General features: G+C 64.1%; 22 protein-coding genes. 17 read left to right on the plus strand and 5 right to left on the minus strand.

From position 1 onward, the window contains the following. Window positions 1–22: 22 nt before the first annotated feature. From glgX to ACIPY2_RS00765, 5 genes are all read left to right on the plus strand, one after another. On the plus strand, window positions 23–2,281 hold the full coding sequence (glgX, locus tag ACIPY2_RS00745; protein WP_400264489.1) for a glycogen debranching protein GlgX: 2,259 nt from the start codon (window positions 23–25) through the stop codon (window positions 2,279–2,281). Next, window positions 2,278–4,590: a malto-oligosyltrehalose synthase gene (gene treY / locus ACIPY2_RS00750; protein ID WP_400264490.1), complete on the plus strand. Its 2,313-nt coding sequence runs from the start codon at window positions 2,278–2,280 to the stop codon at window positions 4,588–4,590. The genes glgX and treY overlap by 4 nt, the downstream gene beginning before the upstream one ends. A 59-nt stretch (window positions 4,591–4,649) precedes the next feature. Then, on the plus strand, window positions 4,650–6,416 hold the full coding sequence (treZ, locus tag ACIPY2_RS00755; protein ID WP_400265082.1) for a malto-oligosyltrehalose trehalohydrolase: 1,767 nt from the start codon (window positions 4,650–4,652) through the stop codon (window positions 6,414–6,416). A gap of 82 nt (window positions 6,417–6,498) precedes the next feature. Beyond that, the gene (mgrA, locus tag ACIPY2_RS00760; RefSeq protein ID WP_400264491.1) at window positions 6,499–7,536 is read left to right on the plus strand and encodes an L-glyceraldehyde 3-phosphate reductase; all 1,038 of its coding nucleotides are present in this window, start codon (window positions 6,499–6,501) and stop codon (window positions 7,534–7,536) included. A gap of 166 nt (window positions 7,537–7,702) precedes the next feature. Continuing rightward, on the plus strand, window positions 7,703–8,788 hold the full coding sequence (locus tag ACIPY2_RS00765) for an inositol-3-phosphate synthase (RefSeq protein ID WP_400264492.1): 1,086 nt from the start codon (window positions 7,703–7,705) through the stop codon (window positions 8,786–8,788). A 233-nt stretch (window positions 8,789–9,021) separates the two neighbouring features. Here ACIPY2_RS00765 and ACIPY2_RS00770 read toward each other — a convergent pair whose 3' ends face one another. Continuing rightward, entirely contained in the window at window positions 9,022–10,710 is a 1,689-nt protein-coding gene (locus ACIPY2_RS00770) for a formate--tetrahydrofolate ligase (RefSeq protein ID WP_400264493.1), read from the minus strand. A 91-nt stretch (window positions 10,711–10,801) separates the two neighbouring features. Then, complete coding sequence (gene mshA / locus ACIPY2_RS00775) at window positions 10,802–12,046, minus strand: D-inositol-3-phosphate glycosyltransferase (RefSeq protein WP_400264494.1); 1,245 nt, start codon at window positions 12,044–12,046, stop codon at window positions 10,802–10,804. A 133-nt stretch (window positions 12,047–12,179) separates the two neighbouring features. Here mshA and ACIPY2_RS00780 point away from each other — a divergent pair, with 133 nt between their 5' ends. After that, a complete protein-coding gene (locus ACIPY2_RS00780) occupies window positions 12,180–12,707 on the plus strand; it encodes a GNAT family N-acetyltransferase (protein WP_400265083.1) in 528 nt (175 codons plus the stop codon). Here ACIPY2_RS00780 and ACIPY2_RS00785 read toward each other — a convergent pair. Next, window positions 12,688–14,100 carry a 6-phospho-beta-glucosidase gene (locus tag ACIPY2_RS00785; protein ID WP_400264495.1) on the minus strand — a complete coding sequence of 471 codons (1,413 nt, stop codon included), beginning with the start codon at window positions 14,098–14,100 and terminating at the stop codon, window positions 12,688–12,690. The genes ACIPY2_RS00780 and ACIPY2_RS00785 overlap by 20 nt on opposite strands. Before the next feature lie 47 nt (window positions 14,101–14,147). Between ACIPY2_RS00785 and ACIPY2_RS00790 the strand changes: the two genes are divergently transcribed. From ACIPY2_RS00790 to tsaD, 6 genes are all read left to right on the plus strand, one after another. Then, the gene (locus tag ACIPY2_RS00790; RefSeq protein ID WP_400264496.1) at window positions 14,148–15,242 is read left to right on the plus strand and encodes a carbohydrate kinase family protein; all 1,095 of its coding nucleotides are present in this window, start codon (window positions 14,148–14,150) and stop codon (window positions 15,240–15,242) included. A 63-nt stretch (window positions 15,243–15,305) separates the two neighbouring features. Beyond that, window positions 15,306–16,571 carry an alanine racemase gene (gene alr, locus ACIPY2_RS00795; RefSeq protein WP_400264497.1) on the plus strand — a complete coding sequence of 422 codons (1,266 nt, stop codon included), beginning with the start codon at window positions 15,306–15,308 and terminating at the stop codon, window positions 16,569–16,571. Further along, on the plus strand, window positions 16,568–17,140 hold the full coding sequence (gene tsaE / locus ACIPY2_RS00800) for a tRNA (adenosine(37)-N6)-threonylcarbamoyltransferase complex ATPase subunit type 1 TsaE (protein WP_400264498.1): 573 nt from the start codon (window positions 16,568–16,570) through the stop codon (window positions 17,138–17,140). Before alr ends, tsaE begins: the two co-directional genes overlap by 4 nt. Further along, on the plus strand, window positions 17,140–17,811 hold the full coding sequence (tsaB, locus tag ACIPY2_RS00805; RefSeq protein ID WP_400264499.1) for a tRNA (adenosine(37)-N6)-threonylcarbamoyltransferase complex dimerization subunit type 1 TsaB: 672 nt from the start codon (window positions 17,140–17,142) through the stop codon (window positions 17,809–17,811). Before tsaE ends, tsaB begins: the two co-directional genes overlap by 1 nt. Then, window positions 17,811–18,314: a ribosomal protein S18-alanine N-acetyltransferase gene (gene rimI / locus ACIPY2_RS00810; RefSeq protein WP_400264500.1), complete on the plus strand. Its 504-nt coding sequence runs from the start codon at window positions 17,811–17,813 to the stop codon at window positions 18,312–18,314. The genes tsaB and rimI overlap by 1 nt, the downstream gene beginning before the upstream one ends. Continuing rightward, a complete protein-coding gene (gene tsaD, locus ACIPY2_RS00815) occupies window positions 18,311–19,429 on the plus strand; it encodes a tRNA (adenosine(37)-N6)-threonylcarbamoyltransferase complex transferase subunit TsaD (RefSeq protein WP_400264501.1) in 1,119 nt (372 codons plus the stop codon). The genes rimI and tsaD overlap by 4 nt, the downstream gene beginning before the upstream one ends. Window positions 19,430–19,442: 13 nt before the next feature. Here tsaD and ACIPY2_RS00820 read toward each other — a convergent pair whose 3' ends face one another. Next, window positions 19,443–20,594 (minus strand): glutamate--cysteine ligase, encoded by a 1,152-nt coding sequence (locus tag ACIPY2_RS00820; protein ID WP_400264502.1) that lies wholly within the window; start codon window positions 20,592–20,594, stop codon window positions 19,443–19,445. 333 nt (window positions 20,595–20,927) lie between these two features. Here ACIPY2_RS00820 and ykgO point away from each other — a divergent pair, with 333 nt between their 5' ends. Then, the gene (gene ykgO / locus ACIPY2_RS00825) at window positions 20,928–21,050 is read left to right on the plus strand and encodes a type B 50S ribosomal protein L36 (protein WP_124090477.1); all 123 of its coding nucleotides are present in this window, start codon (window positions 20,928–20,930) and stop codon (window positions 21,048–21,050) included. Between the two features lie 77 nt (window positions 21,051–21,127). After that, the gene (locus ACIPY2_RS00830; RefSeq protein WP_400264503.1) at window positions 21,128–21,940 is read left to right on the plus strand and encodes a shikimate 5-dehydrogenase; all 813 of its coding nucleotides are present in this window, start codon (window positions 21,128–21,130) and stop codon (window positions 21,938–21,940) included. Window positions 21,941–21,970: 30 nt separating this feature from the next. Here ACIPY2_RS00830 and ACIPY2_RS00835 read toward each other — a convergent pair whose 3' ends face one another. Further along, the gene (locus tag ACIPY2_RS00835) at window positions 21,971–23,203 is read right to left on the minus strand and encodes an SAM-dependent methyltransferase (RefSeq protein ID WP_400264504.1); all 1,233 of its coding nucleotides are present in this window, start codon (window positions 23,201–23,203) and stop codon (window positions 21,971–21,973) included. A gap of 67 nt (window positions 23,204–23,270) precedes the next feature. Here ACIPY2_RS00835 and ACIPY2_RS00840 point away from each other — a divergent pair, with 67 nt between their 5' ends. The 3 genes from ACIPY2_RS00840 (at window position 23,271) to groL (ending at window position 25,892) form a co-directional block, all read left to right on the plus strand. Further along, entirely contained in the window at window positions 23,271–23,699 is a 429-nt protein-coding gene (locus tag ACIPY2_RS00840; protein WP_400264505.1) for a hypothetical protein, read from the plus strand. A 196-nt stretch (window positions 23,700–23,895) separates the two neighbouring features. Then, a complete protein-coding gene (groES, locus tag ACIPY2_RS00845) occupies window positions 23,896–24,192 on the plus strand; it encodes a co-chaperone GroES (protein ID WP_011775524.1) in 297 nt (98 codons plus the stop codon). Between the two features lie 86 nt (window positions 24,193–24,278). Further along, window positions 24,279–25,892, plus strand: coding sequence for a chaperonin GroEL (groL, locus tag ACIPY2_RS00850; RefSeq protein ID WP_400264506.1), 1,614 nt, complete (start codon window positions 24,279–24,281; stop codon window positions 25,890–25,892). The last annotated feature ends 69 nt before the right edge of the window (window positions 25,893–25,961 follow it).

Here is a 25,961-nt window from a genome sequence, read left to right on the forward strand (position 1 = left end):
CGCATCACCCAGAGGAGAACGCATGGAAGTCTGGCCTGGATCGGCTTACCCGCTCGGTGCCACCTTTGACGGTACCGGCACCAACTTTGCCCTGTTCAGCGAAAGGGCTGAACGGGTGGAACTATGCCTCTTCGACGACGACGGCGGCGAAGTCCGCGTGGATGTCACGGAAGTAGATGGCTACGTCTGGCACTGTTACCTGCCCCAGGTGCAGCCAGGACAGAAGTATGGCTACCGCGTTCACGGACCCTACGACCCCGATGCGGGTCAGCGCTTCAACCCGAACAAGCTGCTGCTGGACCCGTACGCCAAGGCAGTGCACCGCCAGATCGACTGGGATCCCTCCCTGTTCTCGTACAACCTGGGGGACCCCGATTCGCGCAACGACGAGGACTCGGCCGCCCACATGATGCTGGGCGTGGTCATCAACCCCTTCTTCGACTGGGACGGTGACAAGCTGCCGCGCATCCCGTACCACAAATCGGTGATCTACGAGGCCCACGTCAAGGGCCTCACGCAGCTCCACCCCGAGGTTCCGGAGGAGCAGCGCGGAACCTATGCCGGCGTCGCGCATCCGGCTGTCATCTCGCACCTGCAGAAGCTGGGCGTCACCGCCATCGAGCTCATGCCTGTACATCAGTTCGTGAATGACGGAATCCTCCAGGACAAGGGCCTCAACAACTACTGGGGCTACAACACCATCGGCTTCTTCGCCCCGCACAACAGCTACAGCTCCAAGGGCGATACCGGCCAGCAGGTACAGGACTTCAAAGCCATGGTCCGTTCCCTGCACAACGCCGGCATCGAGGTCATCCTGGATGTGGTGTACAACCACACCGCCGAAGGCAACCACCTCGGCCCCACGTTGTCCTTCAAGGGCATCGACAACTCGGCCTACTACCGCTTGGTGGAGGACGACCAGAAGTACTACATGGACTACACCGGCACGGGTAACTCGCTGAACGTCCGCAGCCCGCATTCCCTGCAGCTGCTCATGGACTCGTTGCGGTACTGGGTAACGGAAATGCACGTGGACGGTTTCCGGTTCGACCTCGCCTCCACGCTGGCCCGTGAGTTCTACGACGTCGATAAGCTCTCTACGTTCTTCGAACTGATCCAGCAGGATCCCGTGGTCTCCCAGGTGAAGCTCATCGCCGAGCCGTGGGACGTTGGGCCCGGCGGATACCAGGTGGGCAATTTCCCGCCGCAATGGACCGAATGGAACGGCAAATACCGCGATACGGTCCGTGACTTCTGGCGCGGTGAACCGTCTACGCTGGGCGAATTCGCTTCCCGCCTTACGGGTTCTGCCGACCTCTACGAGCACTCGGGCCGCCGTCCGTTCGCATCCATCAACTTCGTCACCGCCCACGATGGCTTCACGCTGATGGACCTCGTGTCCTACAACGAAAAGCACAACGAGGCCAACGGCGAGGACAACAACGACGGCGAGTCCCACAACCGTTCCTGGAACTGCGGCGTCGAAGGCCCCACGGACGATCCCACCGTCCTGGCCCTGCGCGCACGCCAGCAGCGCAACTTCATCGCCTCGCTCTTCCTGTCCCAAGGCGTGCCCATGCTGCTCCACGGCGACGAACTGGGGCGCACCCAGCAGGGCAACAACAACGGCTACTGCCAGGACTCCGAACTGACGTGGATCAACTGGGAGAACGTCGACCAGCCGCTGATCGAGTTCACGGCTGCCGTCAGTGCCCTCCGTGCCAAACACCCGAGCCTGCGCCGCAGCCGCTTCTTCGACGGACGGCCCGCCGTCCGTGGCGAGGGCGAGCGCTTGCCGGACATCGTGTGGCTGGACGCCGATGGCAGCACCATGACCCCGGAGGACTGGGACACCGCACTCGGCCGCTCCGTGGGCGTGTTCCTGAACGGCGACGGAATCCGGGGGCTGGACAACCAGGGACGCCGCATCACGGATGTGAACTTCCTGCTGTACTTCAATGCCGACGTCGACGAGGTCGGATTCAAGATTCCCTCCGAAGAATATGCCCCTGCCTGGGACGTCATGATTGATACCGGGGGAGAGGGCGCCGACGCCGATGTGGTCAAGCCCGACCAGATGCTGACGGTAGCCGGCAAGTCGTTGGTTGTGCTGCGGGCCCACACCGCTCCGGAAATCGAACCCGACCATTCCGTTGCCGCGTCGCTGGCAGCCCTGACCCAAAGCACCACGCCGGAAACCGCGTCGATCACGGCACCGGCGGTCACCTCGCTGACTTTGGACTACAAAGATGATGCCGCGGCAGGGGAGGGCGAGGAATGAAAACTCCCGTCTCCACCTATCGGCTGCAAATCCGTTCGGGGTTCACGCTCCAGGAGGCGGCGGAGCTGACGGGGTACCTCCGGAACCTCGGTATCGACTGGGTGTACCTTTCCCCGATCCTGACGGCCGAGGAAGGCTCGGACCACGGATACGACGTCACCGATCCTTCCACGGTGGATCCGTCCCGCGGGGGAGCGGAAGGCCTGGCTGCGTTGTCCAAGGCTGCCGGTGAGCAAGGCCTTGGTGTCCTGGCGGACATCGTTCCCAACCATATGGGTGTTGCAACTCCGGCGCAGAATGCCTGGTGGTGGCAGCTCCTCAAGGACGGCCGCGCGTCCAAGTACGCCGAAGCCTTCGACGTCGACTGGGACTTTGGCGGCGGAAAGATCCGCATCCCCGTCCTGGGCAGTGACGACGACGTCGATCAGCTCAAGCTGGCAGACGGCGAACTGCACTACTACGACCACCGCTTTCCATTGGCCGAAGGCACCTTTGCCGAAGGTGACAGCCCGCAGGACGTCCACGCCCGGCAGCACTACGAGCTCGTCGGGTGGCGGCGCGCCGATGCCGAGCTGAACTATCGGCGGTTCTTCGCCGTGAACACACTGGCCGGCCTTCGCGTTGAGGTTCCCTGGGTGTTTGACGAGTCGCACCAGGAGATAGTCCGCTGGTTCAACGAAGGGTTGGTGGACGGCCTCAGGATCGACCACCCGGACGGCCTGGCCGATCCCGAGGGGTACCTTGCGCGGCTTCGCGAAGCCACCGGCGGGGCCTACCTCCTGGTGGAGAAGATCCTTGAGCCCGGCGAGAAACTGCCGGAGACCTTCCAATGCGAAGGCACCACGGGGTACGACGCACTGGCTGACGTTGACCGCTTGTTCGTGGACCCGGCCGCGGAAGAGTTCCTGGACGATCTCGATGCCCGCCTGCGGAACGAGCCGGAAGCTGCTGACTACCACGCCATGATCCACGGCACCAAGAGGCGGATCGCGGACGGTATCCTGCGCTCGGAAATCCTCCGTTTGTCGCGGCTGGTACCGGAGACCTCCGCCCTGCCCAGGCTGGAGGTGGCCGATGCGCTCGCGGAGGTCATCTGCTGGTTCCCGATCTACCGGACTTACCTTCCGTATGGCCAGGAGATCCTTGAGGAAGCGATCGCTAATGCCGCAAAGCACCGGCCGGAATTGAAGTCCGTTCTGGAAGGACTCCAGCCGCTGCTTACTGACACCACAGGGGAACTCGCGCGCCGCTTCCAGCAGACCTCCGGCATGGTCATGGCCAAGGGTGTGGAAGACACTGCTTTCTTCCGCTACACCCGGCTGGGAACACTGACGGAAGTGGGAGCCGACCCTACCGAATTCGCGGTCTCTCCCGAGGAGTTCCACCAACGGATGACCCGCCGCCAAGCGGAAATTCCACTGTCCATGACCACGCTCAGCACGCACGACACCAAGCGGAGCGAGGACGCCCGGGCACGCATCTCCGTCATCTCGGAGTCGGTTCCGGAGTGGGAGCTGTTCCTGGGCACGGTCCAGGAACTTGCGAACATTCCCGATGGACCACTGGCGGCACTCGTCTGGCAGGCAATCGCAGGTGCCTGGCCTGCTGATCGCAGCCGCCTCCAGTCGTATGCGCTCAAGGCAGCTCGCGAAGCCGGCAACTCGACCAACTGGACCGACCCTGACCTGGACTTCGAGCGCCACCTTGCTGCCGCCGTCGACGCCGTTTTTGACGTCCCGGAGGTCGAGGCGGCGCTGGACAACTTCGTTGCTGAACTGGAGCCTTACGGCACGTCCAACTCCTTGTCCGCCAAGCTGGTCCAGTTGACCATGCCCGGCGTTCCGGATGTGTACCAAGGCACGGAGTTCCGAGACGGTTCGCTGACCGATCCGGACAACCGGCGGACGGTGGACTTCAAGGCCCGGATCGCCGCCCTCGCCGAGCTCGATGCCGGCGCCACGCCCGAATATACGGAAGAAGAAGCCAAGCTGTTGGTGGTTTCCCGGGCCCTCCGGCTCCGCCGGGACCACCCGGAACTGTTCGGCGGATACCGGCCGCTGGCAGCCTCGGGTGCGGCGGCAGCACACGTTGTGGCTTTCGACCGGGGTACGGAAAATCCCGGGGCCATCACCGTCGCCACCAGGTTGCCCAAGCGCTTGGCGCGCGACGGCGGCTGGCGGGACACGGTCATCGAGCTGCCGACTCACAGCCGCGACGAACTGACCGGTGCCACGTACGCCGCCGGGCCCGTGGAGTTGGCCAGGCTGCTGGAGCAGTATCCCGTGGCACTCTTGGTCCCTGTCGACTGAAGCGCCCGCCCGATTCCACCAACACAGACAACGCACTCTTTACAAGCACAGGGAGCATGATGCTGGAGCACGCTGCTGGAAAAGACCTTTTTGATGTTTGGGCACCGAACGCAAAGTCGGTGGAGCTGCTCGCGGACGGCCGCGAGTACGCGATGGAGCAGAACCACGACGGCGGCGCGCACGGTTGGTGGCGCGCGCCAGCCGGTGTCAGCGGCGAGGATGGCGTGGCCTACGGGTACGTCGTGGACGGTGAGGGACCCTTCCCCGATCCGCGCTCGCGGCGTCAGCCAGATGGCGTCCACGGCTTGTCCGCCACTTTCGACCCCTCGGCCCACGAGTGGCAGGACCAGGCTTGGAGGGGCCGGGAGCTCAAGGGTGCAGTGATTTACGAGCTGCATCTGGGGACGTTTACTCCTGAGGGAACGCTGGAAGCCGCCATCGGAAAGCTGGATTACCTGGTGGAGCTGGGTGTGGACTTCATCGAGCTACTTCCGGTCAACGCCTTCAACGGGGTCCACAACTGGGGATATGACGGCGTCCTTTGGTATGCCGTGCACGAGGCTTACGGGGGACCGGCGGCGTACCAGCGGTTCGTCGATGCGGCACACCAGGCGGGGCTTGGTGTCATCCAGGACGTGGTCTACAACCACCTTGGCCCCAGTGGCAACTACCTTCCCAAGTTCGGCCCCTACCTGAAATCGGGCGAGGGCAACACCTGGGGCGATTCGGTGAACCTCGACGGCCCTGCTTCGGACGACGTTCGGCGGTACATCCTGGAGAACGCGGCCATGTGGCTGCGGGACTACCATGTGGACGGACTGCGGCTGGATGCCGTCCATGCCCTTCGCGATGAACGCGCCGTGCACATCCTGGAGGAATTCGGAGCTCTCGGGGATGCCGTTGAGGAAGAGACCGGCATTCCGCGGACCATGATTGCCGAATCGGACCTCAACAACCCACGGCTGATCTACCCGCGCAAGGACAACGGCTACGGGCTGGAAGGGCAGTGGAGCGACGATTTCCACCACGCACTGCATGTGAACCTGAGCGGCGAAACCACGGGCTACTACGGTGACTTCGATTCGCTCGCGGTTCTCGCCAAGGTCCTGGAGCACGGCTTCCTGCATGATGGCAGCTACTCCAGCTTCAGGGAACGGCACCACGGGAGGCCGATCCGCCGGGACCTGGCGCATCCCTCCGCGCTGGTCGTCTGCTTGCAGAACCACGACCAGATCGGAAACCGGGCCATCGGCGACCGGCTCACGGCCTCTTTGTCCGAAGGTCGATTGGCCCTCGGGGCTGTCCTGACCATGACCTCCCCTTTTACTCCCATGCTCTTCATGGGCGAGGAATTCGCGGCCTCAACACCGTGGCAGTTCTTCACTTCGCACCCGGAGCCCGAGCTCGGCAAAGCTACGGCCGAGGGTCGGATCAAGGAGTTTGAACGGATGGGCTGGGATCCGGACGTGGTTCCGGACCCGCAGGACCCAGAGACGTTCCAGCGATCCAAACTGAAGTGGGAGGAACCCGAACAGGGCAAGCACGCACGCTTGCTGCAGCTGTACCGGGATTTAGCACAGCTGCGCCGCAATACGCCGGAGTTGGTGGACGGTGGTTTCGGTGAGACCTCCGTGGAGTTCGACGACGACGAGCACTGGCTTGAGCTGTCCCGCGGCGCCATCAAGGTGGTGTGCAATTTCGGCAGCGAGGCTTTGGAGACTCCGCTTGGGGGTTCCGTCCTCCTGGCTACTTCGCCGGAAGCAGCCCTCGACGGCGGGACGCTGACCCTCCCCGGTGAGAGCGCCGCCGTCGTACGCGTCAGCTAGCGCGGCAGGCCCCATCAGGTGACGGCGCCCACATATTGGACGGCGCCGTCACCTGTCCGAATGCGGTGGCAGGATGGTGCGTATGACTTATTCGGCCGCGGAAAACCGCTACGAAACCATGCCCTACCGCCGCGTCGGACGCAGCGGTCTCAAGCTTCCCGCCATCTCCTTGGGTCTTTGGCACAACTTCGGCGATGACAAGCGATTCGATGAACAGCGCGCCATCCTGCGCCGTGCCTTCGACCTGGGCGTCAACCACTTCGACCTCGCCAACAACTACGGGCCGCCGGACGGCTCGGCGGAGACAAACTTCGGCCGCCACCTGAAGGACGACTTCAAGCCCTACCGGGACGAACTCATCATCTCCACCAAGGCCGGTTACTACATGTGGCCAGGGCCTTACGGCGAGTGGGGTTCCCGGAAGTACCTCATCTCCAGCCTGGACCAGTCCCTCCAGCGGATGGGCCTGGACTATGTGGACATCTTCTACAGCCACCGCCCGGACCCCGAAACTCCGCTCGAGGAAACCATGGGTGCCCTGGACTACGCCGTGCGGTCCGGAAAAGCACTCTATGCGGGCATCTCCTCTTACACGCCGGAGCAGACCATTGAGGCAGCCCGCATCCTCAAGGAACTCGGCACCCCGTTGCTGATCCACCAGCCCAGCTACTCCATGCTGAACCGTTGGACGGAAGACGGCTCGCCCAACCTCTACGAGACCCTGGACCAGGTGGGGGCAGGCTCCATCGCTTTCTCTCCGCTGGCGCAGGGCATGCTCACCAACCGCTACCTCAACGGAGTCCCGGCGGATTCCCGGGCGGCCAAGGAACGGTTCTTGTCCGAGTCGGCACTCACGGAAGAGAGGCTGGACCGGGTCCGGGGCCTCAACGCTATTGCCGAGGGCCGCGGGCAGACGCTGGCACAGATGGCGATCGCCTGGATCCTGCGCGAGCAGCCCAAGGGTTCACCCGTCACTTCTGCGCTGGTGGGAGCATCGAGCGTAGCCCAGCTCGAAGACACGCTGAGTGCCATCAACAACCTTTCCTTTACGGATGACGAGCTCACCGCGATCGACGAATTCGCCGTGGAGTCTGACATCAACAGGTGGAAGCAAAAATAGCCTGACGGAATTAACACAGATGGGAGGGGCCAGCCGGGAATAACGGCGGCCCCTCTGCTGTTGGTTAGAATGCAAAAGTGCGCCGAATGGCGCTGTGCCAATCAGCCGCTCTCCGGGCTCAGCCGGAGCCTCGCCTGGCACCTGAGGTTTTTCCCAAAGGAGTTCCGTGTCTTCACATCCGATTCGTGTTGCCATTGTTGGCGTAGGAAACTGCGCTGCGTCGTTGGTCCAAGGTGTCGAGTACTACCGCGACGCCGACCCGAAGTCCACGATTCCCGGTCTGATGCACGTTGAGTTCGGTCCGTACCACGTCAACGATGTTGAGTTCGTTGCTGCTTTCGACGTCGACAGCAAGAAGGTTGGCCTGGACCTCGCCGACGCCATCGGCGCCAGCGAGAACAACACCATCAAGATCGCAGACGTTCCGGCCACAGGCGTGAAGGTCCAGCGCGGCCACACCCTGGACGGCTTGGGCAAGTACTACCGCGAGACCATTGTCGAGGCTCCGGAAGAAGCAGTGGACGTGGTTGCTGCACTCCGTGAAGCCAAGGTCGACGTCATGGTCTGCTACCTGCCCGTCGGATCGGAGCAGGCAGCAAAGTTCTACGCCCAGTGCGCCATCGACGCCGGTGTCGCCTTTGTGAACGCCCTCCCGGTCTTCATTGCAGGCACCAAGGAATGGGCCGACAAGTTCACCGAAGCCGGCATCCCGATTGTTGGCGACGACATCAAGAGCCAGATCGGCGCCACCATCACCCACCGTGTCATGGCCAAGCTTTTCGAAGACCGTGGCGTTACGCTGGACCGCACGTACCAGCTGAATGTTGGCGGCAACATGGACTTCAAGAACATGCTTGAGCGCGACCGCCTGGAATCGAAGAAGATTTCCAAGACCCAGGCCGTAACCTCCAACGTCGAGGCCGAGCTTCACGCAGACGACGTCCACATCGGCCCCTCCGACTACGTAGCCTGGCTCGACGACCGCAAGTGGGCATTCGTCCGTCTCGAAGGCCGCAACTTCGGCGACGCTCCCGTGTCCCTCGAATACAAGCTTGAGGTCTGGGACTCCCCGAACTCCGCCGGCGTGATCATCGACGCCATCCGTGCCGCCAAGATCGGCCTGGACCGCGGTATCGGTGGCCCGTTGCTCTCTGCCTCCAGCTACTTCATGAAGTCCCCGCCGGAGCAATTCAACGACGACATCGCCCGCGAGAAGGTCGAAGCCTTCATCCGCGGCGACATCGAGCGCTAAACCCCGCGTTACCCTGGCGCCCCCGCACCCTGCGTGCGGGGGCGTCAGCCATTTAAGCTTCCTCTCTCACGTCCTGCCGGTTTTTGGGGTTTCCTCTCTCACGTCCCGCCGCCCGCGGCCCGGGTGGTGCGAGAGGGATCGGGTTTTGGGGGTGGGTGGTGAAAGAGGGATCGGGTTTTGGGGTGGGTGGTGCGAGAGGGATCGGGTTTTGGGGGTGGGTGGTGAGAGAGGGATCAGAAGAGGCCCGTGGGGTTGCCGTCGGGGTCGACGTCCATGCGCATGGCCGCAGGTTCCTTGGGCAGGCCGGGCATGGTCATGACGGCGCCGGTCAAGGCCACGATAAACCCTGCGCCGGTCTTGGGAATCAGGTCCCGGACGTGGACGCGGAAGCCCTTGGGGGCTCCGAGCTGGGAGGCATCGTCCGTGAAGGAGTATTGCGTCTTGGCCATGCAGACGGGCAGGCCGCTCCACCCGTTCTTTTCGATATCGGCCAGCCGCCGCAGCGCGGGAACGGAGAACTCCACGCCGTCGGCGCCGTAAATTTCCTGGGCGATGGTCCGGATCTTGTCCTCCACAGGCAGATCAAGGGGGTAGAGGTGGTGGAAGTTCGACGGCGCGTCCAGCGCGGCTGCCACCTTCGCCGCGAGTTCGTCCCCGCCGTCGCCTCCACCGCCGCGGCCCCAGACGTCGGCGACGGCGGCCTGCACGCCTTCCGCTGCACACCATGCCAGCAGCCAGTCGAGTTCCTCGGCCGTGTCTGTGGCGAACTTGTTGATGGAGACCACCGGCGAGATCCCGAACTTGGCAACGTTGCCCACGTGGCGTTTGAGGTTTTCCACGCCAGCGGCCAAGGACTCAACGTTCGGGATGGACAGATCCTCCTTGGGGACCCCGCCCTGCATCTTGAGGGCGCGGATGGTGGCCACCACAACGACGGCGGAAGGCGCCACATCGGCGATCCGGGACTTGATGTCCATGTATTTCTCTGCCCCGAGATCGGCGCCGAAACCGGCTTCCGTAACCACGATGTCCGCCAACTGCTGGGCCGTTCGGGTGGCGATGAGCGAGTTGCAGCCGTGCGCGATGTTGGCAAACGGTCCCCCGTGCACCAAAGCCGGCGTGCCTGCGATGGTTTGCACCAGGTTGGGTTTGATGGCGTCCTTCAACAGCAGGGTGAGGGCACCTTCCACGCCGAGGTCTGCCACCGTGACGGGCTTGCGCTCATGGGTGTAGCCGAAGGTGATTTTGCCCAGGCGGCAGCGGAGATCGGCCAGGTCCGAAGCAAGACAGAAGACGGCCATGATTTCCGAGGCGACCGTGATGTCGAAGCCGTCCTGCCGAGGCACGCCTTGGGCGGGCCCGCCCAGGCCGATCACGACTTCCCGGAGGGCGCGGTCGTTCATGTCCAGTACACGTTTGAAAGTCATTCGCCGCGGATCGATACCCAGCTCGTTGCCTTGGAAGATGTGGTTGTCCACCAACGCCATCAGTGCGTTGTTGGCCGAGGTGATGGCGTGGAAATCACCCGTGAAGTGGAGGTTGATATCGTCCATGGGAAGCACTTGGGAATACCCGCCTCCCGTGGCACCGCCTTTCATGCCCAGGATCGGGCCCAGCGAAGGTTCCCGCAGTGCGATCATCACCTTGTGCCCGGCCCGGGCCAGGGAATCCGCCAGTCCGACGGTTGTTGTGGATTTACCTTCTCCGGCAGGAGTAGGGGACATCGCCGAGACCAGGACCACCTTGCCCGCAGGCTTGCCCTCGGGAAGGGTCAGTCGCGCCGGGTTGATCTTGGCTTTGAACGGACCGTAAAGTTCCAGGGCGTCGAGGTTTATGCCGGCACGTTCGGCAATCTCTTGGATCGGTTTGATGCTTGCGCGTTGGGCGATTTCAAGGTCCGACAAGACTTTGTTCTCAGACATCGTTGTCCTTTAACTGGGTACTTTCGCTGTGCGCGACAATCTATCAGCCACTCCGGCCATGCCTCGGGACGTGCCACCGTCCCGGGACGTGCTACCGCCCCGGAACCAGCAGGCCGGCCACCGACTCCCGGTAGCTTTCCAGGCTGATGGCTGCTGTCCGCTGCCAACCGAAGGACTCGGCGTAAGTTGCGGCGGCGCGGCCCATGTCCTCGCGCGTGCGGACGTCGTCGTACAGATCCTCGAGGGCATCCGCCCAGTCGGAAGGATCGTGCCCGTCCACGAGGATGCCGGTGCGGCCATCCGAAATTGCCCGCGAGAGGCCGCCAACATTGGTGGCCACCACGGGAGTACCGCACGCCTGTGCTTCCAACGCCACAAGTCCGAACGACTCGCTGAACGACGGCATTACCACCACGTCCGCCGACCTGAACCAGTCTGCCAACTCCGGGGCCACCACGGGCGGCCGGTGGGTGACGACGTCGCTAAGGCCCGAGTCTTCGATGATTTGTTGGAGGTTGAAATCCTTTGCTCCGCTCAGCGAACCGAGGATGGTCAGCTCCAAGTTGATGTCCGGGCGCCGCTTACGGAGAATGCCCGCAGCCCTGACGAACACCTGCGGGCCCTTGAGCCGTTGGATCCTGCCCGCGAAGACGAGGTGGAAACTCTCCGGGCGGACGTCGCGTTCCCGCCGGGCCTTCTGCCGGAACGCCGGGGTGAAGACCTTGAGGTCCACGCCGGGCGGGGCGACGTCGATCCGATCGATATCGGCGCCGTAATGCGCCACCAGTTCCTCCGCCTCGGCGGGAGTGTTGGCAATGAGCCGGGTGGCGCCGTCGACGATTCGCTGTTCGCCTTCCTCGCGACGGCGGGGTTCCGGGCGCTCGCCGGACTCCAGGACGAGGTTCTTGACCTTGGCCATGGTGTGCATGGTGTGGATCAGCGGAACGCCCCACAGCCCGGCGAGTTCAAGTCCGGCAACACCGGACACCCAGTAATGCGAATGGATGGCGTCGTAGCGGCCGTGCGGTTGTTGGTGGCGGATGCGGTCGATCTCTTCCACCATCTGGTGCAGCAGCGCGGGCAGCTCTTCCTTGGGCAGTTTGCGGCGGGGTCCTGCCATGACGTTGTGGACGCAGACGCCCGGGCCGGGATGCTCGACGGCGGGCTGCCCGGCTTTGGTGGCACGGGTGAAGATTTCCACTTCCACTCCGGCCTCCGCGAGTGCCATGGCCAGTGCCCGCACGTAGACGTTCATGCCGCCGGCGTCCCCGGCCCCGGGCTGTTCCATGGGGGAGGTGTGCAACGAAAGGAACGCGACACGACGGATCAACGCCACCGCTACCTCCTGCCCTTCTGAAACTGCCGGTGCAAAACCAGCCAATGCAATAACCGGCTTTCCTGCAGAAAACACTACTCCTGCCGTGCCCGTGCGGGCCGCCCTCGACCAAGCCGTGAACAAGGCTGCTAGCCTGTCCGCTGTGAGCCAAGACATCAAAAACATCGCCTACGACATCCGCCCCGCAACGTCCGACGATTGGCCCGGTATCTGGGCCGTGATGGAACCCGTGATCAGGGAAGGGGAGACCTTTACTTGGGACAGGGACACCGATGAGGAATCCGCCCGTGCAAAGTGGATGAAGGAAGCGCCTGGCCAGGCTTTCGTCGCCGTCCGCACCGAAGATGGGACGGTCCAGGGTACCGGCGAGTTCCATGCCAATCAGGCTGGCGGTGGAAGCCACGTGGCCAATGCCGGGTACATGGTGGGGGCAAAGTACTCGGGGCAGGGAATCGCCCGCGCCCTGTGCGCCTACTCGCTGAAGGAAGCCAAACAAGCAGGCTTCCGCTCAATGCAGTTCAACGCTGTGGTGGAGAGCAACGTCAGGGCGGTTTGGTTGTGGCAATCCATGGGTTTCCGCATCCTGGCCACCGTCCCTGAAGCCTTCAACCACCCGGAGATCGGCTACGTGGGCCTCCACGTCATGTACCGGGAACTCTAGCCCGGGACCACAGGCCTGACAGTTCGGGGAAGCCGGCTTCGTAGCCTTCCAGCAGTTTCCGCCCCAGGTCCGGTGAGCCCACCAGGGGATGGGCGGCGAATGCTTGCAGCGCGGCCTCCCGGCTTCCTTCCCGGACAGCCTGGATGGTGAGCCGCTCCACTTCCTTGACGTGACGCATAAGCGTGAGGAACTGGCCGCCCGGCCGTTCCTGCGGAAGCGGCAGCGCGCCGTCGGACGTCACCTCGCAAGGCACCTCGACGACGGCGTCCCGTGGCATGCCGGGCACGGCCACCTCGTCCGGGGATGCCCCGGCGACGGCGGCCACGGGGGAGTTGGGGACGTTGAGGATCAGTTGGGTAGTTTTCCCTGTGGAGGGAGTGCCGCCTGCAAGTGCCCGCATGACCGCGAGCGCCACGCGCTCGTAGCCTCCGCCGGCCAGGTCCTGTTCGTCCCGCTGTTCGCCTTCGGCACGCGATTCGGCGAGGTAGCCCTCTTCCCTGGACCGTCTGGCAGCTTCCCACTTGGCGTAGGCGTGGGATGACGCGGCGAGCTCCGGGTACAGCGAGCGTTGCTGGTGGTGGATGGACGCGCCGCGGGTCTCCGCCTGCCGACGAATGGCTGCGGTGGCGTGGTGGGTCTCGTAGAAGTAGTAAAGATATTCGTTCGGCAGGCAGCCGAGCAGTTGCAGCATGTGCTGGCCAAACAGCCGCCCTTCCTCCATGGAAGAAAGGGCATCGTGGCTGGACAGAAGATCCGGCAGCAGGTCCCTTCCCTCGGGCGCCAGCCGGTAAAGCCAACCGAGATGGTTCAACCCGTAGTAGCCCACGCCGTCGAGCCTCCCCTCCTGCAACGGAACGCCGACAGCGGCCGCGGCACGCTGCACCAAGCCGCCGGCGGAATCGCAGATCCCGATGACGCGCCGCCCCAAGACCGGGACCAGGGCTTCGGTGACCATCCCCGCGGGGTTGGTGAAGTTGATGAGCCAGGCGTCGGGGCAGAGGCGGCGCATCGCTTCGGCCAACTCCAGCATTCGCGGGATGGTCCGCAGTGCATAGGAGATGCCTCCGGCGCCCGTGGTCTCCTGGCCAAGCACACCAAGCTTCAGGGCCACGTCCTCGTCGATCACGCGGCCCGCCGTGCCACCTGGACGGATCGCGGCAAAGACCATGTCGGTTCCCCGGAGCGAGTCGTCCAGGTCCGTGGAAACCACGACGCCGGGACGGGAACCTTCTGCAGGCATGTCCCGCAGGACCGCGTGGATGGCGGCTAGCCGGGCGGGATCGACGTCGTACAGGACCAGCTCGTCGACGAGCCCGGCAAAGTACCCTGAGCACAGGGCACGGTACACGAGGGGAACCCGGAATCCGCCGCCGCCGGCGATCATGAGCCGCATGGTTCGAGTCTATGCAGCCGGCGGACGTGCAGCGTAGTGTGCCGTGCATGGATGCCATGCCCCAGCGTCGCTTCGATCCCCTCGCAGCCGTCCGGCCCGACGACGCGAACCAATGCGACCTGCTGCTCACGGGCACCGTATTCCAGGACATCATCTTCACGGGGCTTCCGCACTCACCTGAGCCCGGTACCGAAGTATGGAGCGAGGGCATGGGCAGTTGCCCCGGGGGAGTCGCGAACCAAGCGATCGCAGCCTCACGGCTGGGGCTTCGGACCAACCTTGCTGCGACCTTCGGCGATGACGGCTACGGCGACTACAACTGGCAGATCCTCGAATCCCAGGAGCACGTGGACCTCTCGCTTTCACGAAAAGTGCCGGGCTGGCATTCTCCCGTGACGGTGTCCATGTGCGTCAACCAGGACCGGTCCATGGTGACCCACGGCCACCCCGCTCCGGTCAACGCCTCCGAGCTGATCGGGGAGCCGCCCACTGCGCTCGCCGCAGTGGCTGACCTTGAAGAAGAACTGGAGCCATGGATGCTCGCGGCAGAGGCAGCCGGTACCAAGCTGTTCGGCGTGGTGGGTTGGGATCCCAACGGGGAATGGTCCCAGCGAAGGCTGGACCAACTCGAGCACTTCCACGCTTTCCTCCCCAATGCTCCCGAGGCCATGGCTTTCACGGGAAAGGCGGATCCCTGGGCCGCGCTCTATTCCTTGGCGGACCGCGTGCCCGTGGCCGTGGTGACCCTTGGAGCCCAGGGGGCCATGGCGGTGGACTCTGAAACGGGTGAGGAAGAGTGGGTGCCGTCCTTGCCCGTATCGGCTTCGGATCCCACGGGGGCAGGGGACTGCTTTGGTGCCGCCTTCATTGTGGGGAGCCTCGCGGGATGGAAACTGGGAGATCGGTTAAGGTTCGCGAACCTTTGTGCCTCGCTTGCCGTGCAGCAGGTCGGTGGTTCGCTGGCCGCTCCCGGCTGGGGCGACATCGCAGACTGGTGGCAGCGCGCCAACGCCAGGAAAGAGCGGCAGTCCAGCCAGTGGTTGCGACGCTTCGCTTTCCTTGAACCAATCGTCAAGGACATTCCCGCCGAGGCCCAGCGACGGGCGCGGGCCACCATCGCCCACCTCTCCGATGCCCAGTAGCAACAGTGCGTTCCACCCGCCTGCGGTTAACCCGAATTCACCCACGCCACTAGAATCTCTAGGGTGACTTACGAAGCAGCTGCAGATATCGGGATCGGGTCAAAGCCCTCAATAGCAAAGTCGGCCATGCTGGAACGCTCCGCCGTGATCGACCTCGAGGCAGTGCGGCACAACGTTCGTCAGTTCGTCGGAATCGCTTCCCCCGCCTCTGTCATGGCGGTTGTAAAAGCTGATGCCTACGGCCACGGAGCCGTGCAAGTGGCCCGGGCAGCCCTTGATGCCGGAGCATCCTGGCTTGGCGTGGCCCACATTTCCGAGGCGCTCGCCTTGCGCGCCGCGGGTATCGATGCCCCGCTGCTCGCCTGGCTGCACACCCGGGAAAGCAACTTCCAAGCCGCGGTCGCGGCCGGCATCGACGTCGGAATTTCCGGGTGGGAGCTGGACGCAGTGGTCGCGGCTGCCCGCGACCAGGAGCGCCCGGCGCGCGTGCACCTCAAAATCGATACCGGACTGGGCCGCAACGGCTGCACCATCGCGGACTGGGACCAGCTGGTGGGCCAGGCCATGGAGTACCAGGATGAAGGCCTGCTGCGTGTTGTGGGAATCTTCTCCCACCTGGCTGTGGCCGATGAGCCGCAGCGTCCCGAGACCGATGAGCAACTTGCCGTGTTCCGCGAAGCCATCGCCATGGCCGAAGACGCAGGCGTGGACACTGAGGTCCGGCACATCGCCAACACGCCGGCCACGCTTTCCCGCCCCGATTCCCATTTTGACCTGGTCCGTGTGGGCCTGGGCATTTACGGGCTTTCACCTTTCCAGGGCGCCAGCTCCGCGGAGCTCGGCCTGCACCCCGCCATGACCGTCCGAACCCTGCTTTCCAACTGTAAACAGGTCCCGGAAGGGCAAGGCGTCTCCTACGGGCTGAATTACCACACAACCACCCAAAGCACGTTGGGCCTTATCCCGCTCGGATATGCGGACGGCGTTCCGCGCGTGGCCACGGGTGGTCCGATCCGGGTGGCTGGCGTGAATTATCCTGTGGTGGGCCGGATCGCCATGGACCAGATGGTGATCGACCTCGGCCCGCTGTCCGCGGAGGAAGCCGGCAACCTGAAGGGCAGCGAGGCGGTCATGTTCGGTGACGGAGCCGACGGCGGACCCACTGCCGATGATTGGGCGGCGGCCGCAGGCACCATCAACTACGAGATCGTCACCCGCATCAGCCCCCGTGTTCCGCGCAGCTACGTCAACGAGGCGCCCGGCGCAGAAAAGCCCGGAACAGACGCCGCCGCAGCGGCCAGCGGAACGTCGAAAGCAGCCGCGCTGTGACCGGACCGCAGTGGGAGCGCAGGATCCAGGTCACGACGGCGGAACAGACCCACGCGCTCGCTGCTGCGCTCGGCGGGGTGCTTGAGGCCGGGGATCTGTTGATACTGACCGGTGAACTGGGGGCGGGCAAGACCACCTTCACCCAGGGGCTCGGCGAGGGACTGGGCGTACGTCCGGGCATCATCTCCCCCACTTTCGTTCTTGTTCGGATCCACCCCAACCTTGCCGAAGGCCCGCGTCCGGGCGGCCCGGACCTGGTCCACGTGGACGCCTACCGACTGGATTCGGCTGCCGAAGTGGACGATATCGACCTCGAGAACACCATGGACACCTCGGTGACGGTGGTGGAGTGGGGACGTGACCGCGTGGAGCACCTGGCCGAGAGCCGGCTCGAAGTCGATCTGCACAGGGCCGTGGGCGGAGACTCCGCCCACTTGGACAAAGCAGTCCTGGACTTCGAAACCGAGGACGACGACGAGCCCCGCACCATCGTGTTCCGCGGATTCGGCCCCCGTTGGTCCGAAGCACCGGGAATCCTTGGAACTGCGCTCCCTGAAGGGGGAAACTGATGCTGATCCTGGCCATTGACACCTCCGCCGTGGCAAGTGCGGCCCTCATTTCCGAGGACGCCATGGAAGGGGTGGTGGACTCCTTCGCCACGGCGGACACCCGCAGCCACGCCGAAGTCCTGGCCCCCGGAATCGAGAAACTCCTGGCCGGTTCCGGCGTAACCGGTGCGGACATCGACGCGATCGTCACCGGCGTTGGACCGGGGCCCTTCACGGGTCTCCGTTCCGGAATTGCTACGGCCCGGACGCTTGCCTTCGTCTGGAACAAGCCGCTGTACGGTCTGATGAGCCTCGATGCCATTGCGCTGGAAGTCGCGGAATCCACGTCGGCGGTTTCCGAATTCCTGGTGGCAACCGATGCACGGCGCAAGGAGGTTTACTGGGCCCGCTACTCCCTGGCTGAGGGGCAGTTGCCTGAACTCGTGGACGGACCGCACGTGGGCTTCGCCGCCGACCTTCCGGACCTCCCTGCCTTCGGTGCGGGGGCCGGGCTCTACCAGGACGTGCTGCGCGCCAACGAGGACTTCGCGGAAACCCAGCCGGACGCTGCAGCCCTGGGCCAGTTCGCGCTGGCCAAGCTCGCGGCCGGCCAGGCGTTGCTGGACTCCACGCCCCTCTACCTGAGGGAGTCCGACGCCCAGGTACCCGGACCCCGGAAACGTGCCCTGTGATGGATTCCTTCCCAAGACCTGCGATCGACGGTGTCTCCCTGCGGGACATGACCGAGGCGGACGTCGACGCCGTCGAGGCCCTGGAACGCCGCTTGTTCCCGGTGGATGCCTGGCCCCTGCAGATGTTCTTCGATGAGTTGTCCCAGCCGGAGACCCGCCGCTACATCGTGGCCGAGGCTGCAGGCGAGATCATCGCGTACGCCGGATTGATGTGCATCGAGCCAATCGCCGACGTCCAGACGATCGCCGTCGTACCCGAATTCGAAGGCAGGGGGATCGGCTCCGCGATCCTCACCGAACTCATCGCGGAGGCGCGGCGCCGCCGGGCCGCCGACGTCCTGCTGGAAGTGCGCGCTGACAATCCCCGGGCGCAGCACCTGTACCTGCGCTTTGGCTTCGAACAGATCCACGTCCGGCCGCGCTACTACAGGGACGGCACGGATGCCCTGATCATGCGCTTGCCGCTGAACGAGCCCAAACCTACAGAAGGAGTCCAGGCGTGAACCCTGCACTTCCCAAGCAACCACTGGTGCTGGGCATCGAATCGTCCTGTGATGAAACGGGCGTCGGGATTGTTCGCGGCACCACGCTTCTGACCAACACCGTGTCTTCCTCCATGGATGAACATGTACGGTTCGGCGGCGTGATCCCCGAGATTGCTTCGCGCGCCCACCTGGACGCCTTTGTGCCTACCCTCCAGGAGTCGTTGCATGAGGCAGGCGTGACCCTTCAAGACATCGATGCGATCGCCGTTACCTCGGGGCCCGGTCTTGCCGGCGCCCTCATGGTGGGCGTTTGCGCAGCCAAGGCGCTGGCCGTCGCTACCGGCAAGCCGTTGTACGCCATCAACCACTTGGTGGCGCACGTCGGCGTCGGACTGCTGGACAGGCAGAACGACGCCGGTGCTGCCGCCGGCCTGGGTGCGGACGGGCTGCCGGAGAACCTCGGAGCACTCTTGGTCTCGGGCGGCCATACCGAAATCCTGCGGATCAGGAGCATCACTGACGACGTGGAGCTCCTTGGCTCAACCATCGACGACGCCGCAGGCGAGGCCTACGACAAGGTGGCCCGCATCCTGGGACTTGGCTACCCGGGCGGACCTGCCATCGACAAGCTGGCCCGCCAGGGAAATCCGAAAGCCATCCGGTTCCCCCGCGGTCTCACCCAGCCCAAGTACATGGGTACGGCGGAGGAAAAGGGACCGCACCGCTACGACTGGTCCTTCAGCGGGCTGAAAACCGCCGTGGCCCGCTGCGTGGAGCAGTTCGAAGCGCGGGGCGAGGAAGTGCCGGTGGCGGACATCGCAGCTGCCTTCCAGGAAGCAGTGGTGGATGTCATCACGTCCAAGGCCGTGCTGGCGTGCAGGGAACACGGCATCACGGACCTCCTGCTGGGCGGTGGCGTGGCCGCCAACTCGCGGTTGCGGGAACTAACCGGCCAGCGCTGTGCTTCGGCGGGCATCAAGCTCCACGTTCCACCGCTGAACCTGTGCACGGACAATGGCGCCATGGTGGCCGCGCTTGGTGCGCAGTTGATCATGGCCGGTGTTGGACCGAGCGGCGTCTCGTTTGCCCCCGACTCGTCAATGCCGGTGACGACGGTATCCGTGCCCGCCTAGCAGAAGGCAGGGCTCAAGCGTCTGGGCCTTTGCGCATCTGCTGCACGAGGTCCATCACCACCGCTTGGAGGTCGCCGTCGTGTTCGGCGGCCACGCGGCGTTGGCGCTGGTAGCTCGCACCGCGTTCAATGATCTTCGCAACGTCCTTGAGCTCCTCGGAGCAACCGAGCTCGGCGGCTATCGGCTCCAGGCGCTCAAGTGTCTCTGTCAGATGCTCGGTGACGAGTTTTTCGTTGCCCTCGGCGTCGAGGATGATGATGGCTTCCATCCCGTAGCGGGCGGCCCGCCACTTGTTCTCCTGGACGTGCCAAGGCGGCATGGTTGGGATGGTCCCGCCGGCATCGAGGATGGTGGAGAACTCGTGGACCAGGCATTGTGTCAATGCTGCGATGGCTCCGACCTCCTCAAGCGTGGCCAAGCCGTCGCAGATGCGCATCTCGATGGTGCCCAGTGCGGCAACAGGCCGGATGTCCCAGCGGATCTCGGAGATCGCGTCGATGACACCCGTGGTGAACATGTCCTGCACATATGATTCGTACGCTTCCCAGGTGTCGAACTGGAACGGAAGTCCCGCCGTCGGAAGCTGTTGGAACATCAGTGCGCGCTGCGATGCGTAGCCTGTTTCCTCGCCGGCCCAGAAGGGGCTGGAAGCTGACAATGCCTGGAAATGCGGGAAGTAGTTGACCAGCCCGTCCAGGATCGGCAGCACCTTGTCCTTGCGGTCGATGCCCACGTGGACATGCACGCCGTAGATCACCATCTGGCGTCCCCACCATTGGGTACGTTCGATGAGCTTTGCGTACCGTTCCTTATCCGTTACGGGCTGGAGGAGGGGAGGGCTGAAGGGGTGGCTTCCGGCGCAGAACACCTCGACGCCCATGGTGTCGGTGACTTCGCGGACCGCCGCCAAGGAGCGGCTGAGATCCTCTTTGGCTTCCTCGACGGTCTCGCAGACGCCCGTCACCAGTTCAACGGTGTTGAGGAGGAGTTCGCGCTTGATATGCGGGTGTTCATCATCCTCGTTGAGGTCGGGGTGGTTGGCTGCAACGCCCCTGAGGACGTCGTTCGCTACGGAAACCAGTTCCCCTGTACGTGCGTTGACGAGCGCCAGCTCCCATTCCACACCCAGTGTCGATTGCCTGGATGGCGCAAAATCAATCTGCACGTAGTCCCCTCGTTGTCTTTGCCTTTGGCCGGACAGTGCCCCGCTGCGGGGCCGCCAGCGGTCGGATCAAGTCTAGTGCAGTGGTGCCTGTCGCCATGGCGCGCGGACCGGACATTAACGTCCGTGAATTGCTAATGAGAATGATTCTTAACTAGAATCGTGCCATGCACCTTTCCGTCATCAGTTCCCTCGAGCGCGAATGCCGCGAAGCCGCTGCGGCCAGGCTCGGTTGGACCCGACACCGGCGGAGATGGACGCGGAGCCGGCCATGTGGAACGACCCGTTTGAGCTGATTAAGCCCTTTAGAGCCTTCACCAACAAAAGGAGAACACCATGAAAGTCAGGAACTCGCTGCGAGCCCTCAAGAAGATCCCCGGTGCCCAGATCGTCCGGCGGCGCGGCCGCACCTTCGTTATCAACAAACTGAACCCGCGCATGAAGGCGCGCCAGGGCTAACGGTGTATTGAGGAAGGTCGGGAGAAGAAGTCTTACTTATTCTCCCGACCTGCCCGTCCGGGCTGTTTAATAAGAAGATGCCCATCTTGAACAAAGACATGTCCCTCTGCATCTCGCTTGCTGCCCGCCCCAGCAACATTGGGACCAGGTTCCACAACTATCTTTACGATCTGCTCGGCCTGAACTTTGTTTACAAGGCTTTCGCTCCCGCCGACATCACCTTGGCGGTGGCCGGTATCCGCGGACTTCCCATCCGGGGTGCCGCTGTCTCGATGCCCTACAAGGAAGCAGTCATCCCGCTGGTTGATGTGATGGATCCCTCCGCCAAGGCCATCGACTCCGTCAACACGATCGTGAATACCGGCGGTGTGCTGACCGCGTACAACACCGACTACATCGCCATCGCCCGACTCCTCAAGGACCATGAGGTGCCCAACACACACTCCGTCCTCCTGCGCGGGGCCGGTGGAATGGCCAAAGCTGTTGCGGCCGCGCTGCGCGACGCAGGCTTCACCAAGGTGACCATTGTGGCGCGAAATGAAACTACCGGCCTCGCTCTCGCGGGCCTCTACGGCTTCGGCTGGCAGGACGACGTCAACGGTTCCACCGCCGACCTCATCATCAACGTGACTCCGCTGGGCATGGCCGGAGCCGACGAAACCGCGCAGTCCTTCGATGACGCCACCGTTGCCGCCGCCCGGGTGGTGTTCGACGTCGTGGCACTGCCGTCCGAGACTCCGCTCATCGCAGCGGCCCGCGCCGCCGGCAAGCCCGTCATTACCGGTGCCGAGGTCATTGCCATCCAGGCCGAGGAGCAGTTCGTCCTCTACACAGGTGTGAGGCCAACGCCGGAGCAGGTCCGCGAAGCTTCGGAATTTTCACGGCGCTAGGCGGCCTCCGGTCACGGCCAGGACGTGCCGCTAGGAGCTGACCGGCTCCACCACAACAACCACCCGCTCCTCGCCGATCCTGGTGAGGACCAAGGTGGCTGTCTTCGCCTTTCCTGCTTTTCCGGCAGGTTTTCCGGGAAGCAGTTGCTTCCGAAGTTCCTCGGGCGTCACCGCAGTACCGCGCTTCTTGATGTCCAGCACCGTGATGCCGTTCGCCTTGACCCATGCCTTAAGGGCCTTGACGTTGTAAGGCATGACCTCGAGAACACGGTAGGCGCGCGCAAAGGGCGTGTCGTGGAGTTCCGGTGCGCAGACATAGGCGATGTGCTCGTCCACGAGGTGACCGCCGAGCCTCTCTGCTACGTCGGCCACGAGGCCCGCGCGGATGACGGCCCCGTCGGGTTCGTACAGGTAACCTTCCAAGGGCCCGACGGCGGCTACCGGACCGGCGTGGAAATCCTCGCCGCTGGTGATTTCGGCGGCTCCCTGGGGGCCGATCACCAGAGCCGCGCGCCGCACGCCGGGGCGGGCGACGCCGTTGAACCACAGGGTCACTTCGGTGACGTCGCCGGCCACGGAGACCCACTGGGCTTCACAGTTGGCCGGGACTGAGTCGTGGGGGATGCCGGGGCCCATCTTGACGCCAATGGCGCGCCCTGTGGCGGCGAGGCCCTCCACGAAGGATAGCGGGGGAGAGAATGCCTCCGGATCCCAGATCCGCTTGGTGCCGGACGTGGAAGTCGTGCGGCGGGCAGGGTCCAGCCACACGCCGTCGATGCCGTCCAGGTCCACGGAGGTGGCATCGGAGTGGACCACTCTGGCGTGGGGAAACGGCATGAGGTTGATCGTGGCGCAGGCGGCCGTTGTTTCGTCGAGTTCCACGGCTGTTACGGCGATGTCCATGGACGCCAGTGCCATCGAATCAGCGCCAAGCCCGCAGCCGAGATCGGCAACGTGGGATATTCCTGCCTTCACGAATCGCTCCGCGTGGCGGGCTGCGACATTGAGGCGGGTGGCCTGTTCCAGGCCTGCCTGGGTAAACAGCATTTGGTGTGCAAACTCGCCGAACTTGGCCTCGGCCTTGGTCCGCAGGCGCGACTGCGTCAGGACGGCGGCTACCAGCTCGGGGGAGTGGCCGGCCTTGCGCAGCGAGGCGTTGAGCGCCATGGCGTCGGCTTCACGGTACGGTCCAAGCGAGCCAAGAAGCTCCCACCCTTCCGTGGTGAACAAGGGCGCGAGGTGTTCCTGAGGAGCGTTGGGCATGCCATCCAGCCTAAACGTTTGCGCTCCGGGGCTGAGACCTGGCGGGCAGCCCGATAGGGTTGTTTTCATGGAAGACACCGCAGCTCCGCAGCCCTCCGACATCAACAACCCGGACGGGAACGATTCCCGTGTTCCGGGGGCCGAAGAGCATCCCGCCGGCCGGTCCATCTCCACGTATGCACGTCCGGCGCTCATAGCGGGTGCCGTCATCGCCGTTGTTTGCATCGGACTGCTGATTGTCATTTTCGCGCTGGATTCCTTCAACGCAGCGGCCTACTCCGTCACGGGCAAGAGCGTGAACGACGCCACGGAGGAGGCCCGGGATATCCGTGAGCTTTACAGCGGTGTCCGCGCCGGCGGTATCACCGGACTGGTGATTTCCGGCGTCGTAGCTGTTGCTGCCGCCGTCGTTCTTTACCTGAACCGGGGATCCGCGGCCGGGCGCGCGGAGGACGACGGCGACGACTACGACCTCGACGACCTCCGGGGCGAGTAACCCGGGTTCACCGAAAGACGAATTGTTGGCACTCACCTTGACCGAGTGCTAACGCCTTACATAGAGTCTTGTTAGCACTCTCCCCTTGAGGGTGCTAACCCACGCCAGGTAAGCTGCCGGCACCGCGACGACGGTTGCACGCCTCGGCACCCTTGTTCTTAGTCCATGAATCAGCTCATGAAAAGGAGAGATCCGAGTGTCGGTCTCGATTAAGCCTCTTGAGGATCGTATTGTTGTTCGCCCGCTCGAAGCAGAGCAGACCACGGCTTCCGGCCTGGTTATTCCGGACTCCGCACAGGAGAAGCCGCAGGAAGGCGAAGTTGTTGCAATCGGCCCCGGCCGCTTCGATGACAACGGCAACCGCGTGCCCGTGGACGTAGCTGTTGGCGACGTCGTCATCTACTCCAAGTACGGTGGAACCGAAGTCAAGACCGGTGGCAACGAGTACCTCGTTCTGTCCGCCCGCGACGTCCTCGCGATCGTCGTCAAGTAACTTGCCGGGATCCCGCACTGCAGGCGCCGTTGGAATACGTTCCGGCCGCCGGTGGTGCGGGTTTTCCGTTCTGAAAGGACATAACCATGGCAAAGCAGCTTGCGTTTAACGACGCTGCCCGCCGGTCCCTCGAGGCCGGTATCGACAAGCTCGCCAACACCGTCAAGGTGACGCTCGGCCCGCGCGGCCGCAACGTCGTCCTGGACAAGAAGTGGGGCGCCCCCACGATCACCAACGACGGCGTGACGATCGCCCGCGAAGTCGAATTGGACGATCCCTACGAGAACCTTGGCGCTCAGCTGGCCAAGGAAGTTGCCACCAAGACCAACGATGTTGCAGGCGACGGCACCACGACGGCCACCGTGCTTGCACAGGCCCTGGTCAAGGAAGGCCTGCGCAACGTCGCGGCCGGCGCTGCTCCCGGTGAGATCAAGCGCGGCATCGAGGTTTCCGTTGAAGCCGTCGCAGCCCGACTCCTGGAGAACGCCCGCGAAGTCGAAGGCACCCAAGTAGCCAACGTTGCAGCCATCTCCGCCCAGAGCGACGAGGTTGGCGAACTGTTGGCCGAGGCTTTCGGTAAGGTGGGCAAGGATGGCGTCATCACCATCGAAGAGTCCTCCACCACCCAGACCGAACTGGTCCTCACCGAGGGCATGCAGTTCGACAAGGGCTACCTTTCCCCGTACTTCGTCACCGACGCAGAGCGCCAGGAAGCCGTCCTCGAAGACGCGCTCATCCTGATCAACCAGGGCAAGATCTCCTCCCTGCAGGAATTCCTGCCGCTTCTGGAGAAGGCACTGCAGGCTTCCAAGCCGCTGTTCATCATTGCCGAAGACATCGAAGGCGAAGCCCTCTCCACGCTGATCGTCAACCGCATCCGCGGCACGCTCAATGTTGTGGCCGTCAAGGCACCGGGCTTCGGCGACCGCCGCAAGGCCATGCTCCAGGACATCGCCACGCTCACCGGTGCACAGGTTGTTTCCGCTGACCTCGGCCTGAGCCTGGACACTGTTGGCCTTGAGGTACTTGGTACGGCCCGCCGTATCACGGTCACCAAGGACAACACCACCATCGTGGACGGCGCCGGCACCGAGCAGGACGTGGCTGACCGCGTCGCACAGCTCCGGGCCGAGCTCACCCGGACGGATTCCGACTGGGACCGCGAGAAGCTGCAGGAACGCCTGGCCAAGCTGGCCGGCGGCATCGGCGTGATCAAGGTTGGCGCAGCCACCGAGGTTGAGCTCAAGGAAAAGAAGCACCGCATCGAGGACGCTGTTTCCTCCACGCGTGCCGCCCTTGAAGAAGGCATCGTTTCCGGTGGCGGTTCGGCCCTCATCCACGCCCTCAAGGCACTGGACGAGTCCCCGGCCGTCAAGGCGCTGGAAGGCGACGCGGCAGCTGCCGTGGGCATCGTCCGCCGTGCCTTGGTCCAGCCGCTGCGCTGGATCGCCCAGAACGCCGGTTTCGACGGCTTCGTTGTTGTGGCCAAGGTTTCCGAACTGGAAGCCAACCACGGTTTCAACGCCAAGTCCGGCGAGTACGAGGACCTGATCGCCGCTGGCGTGATCGACCCCGTCAAGGTCACCCGCTCCGCTCTCCGCAACGCTGCTTCGATCGCTGCCCTGGTTCTCACCACCGAGACCCTGGTTGCCGAGAAGCCGGCTGAGGAAGAAGACGCACACGCAGGCCACTCCCACTAAGGGCTTGCTCCAGAGAACCCCGGTCACACGCACGTGGCCGGGGTTCTTTGCTGCCCTGGCGCTTCCGCG

The sequence above is a fragment of the Paenarthrobacter sp. NPDC089675 genome (assembly GCF_044749185.1).
Taxonomy (GTDB): Bacteria; Actinomycetota; Actinomycetes; order Actinomycetales; family Micrococcaceae; genus Arthrobacter.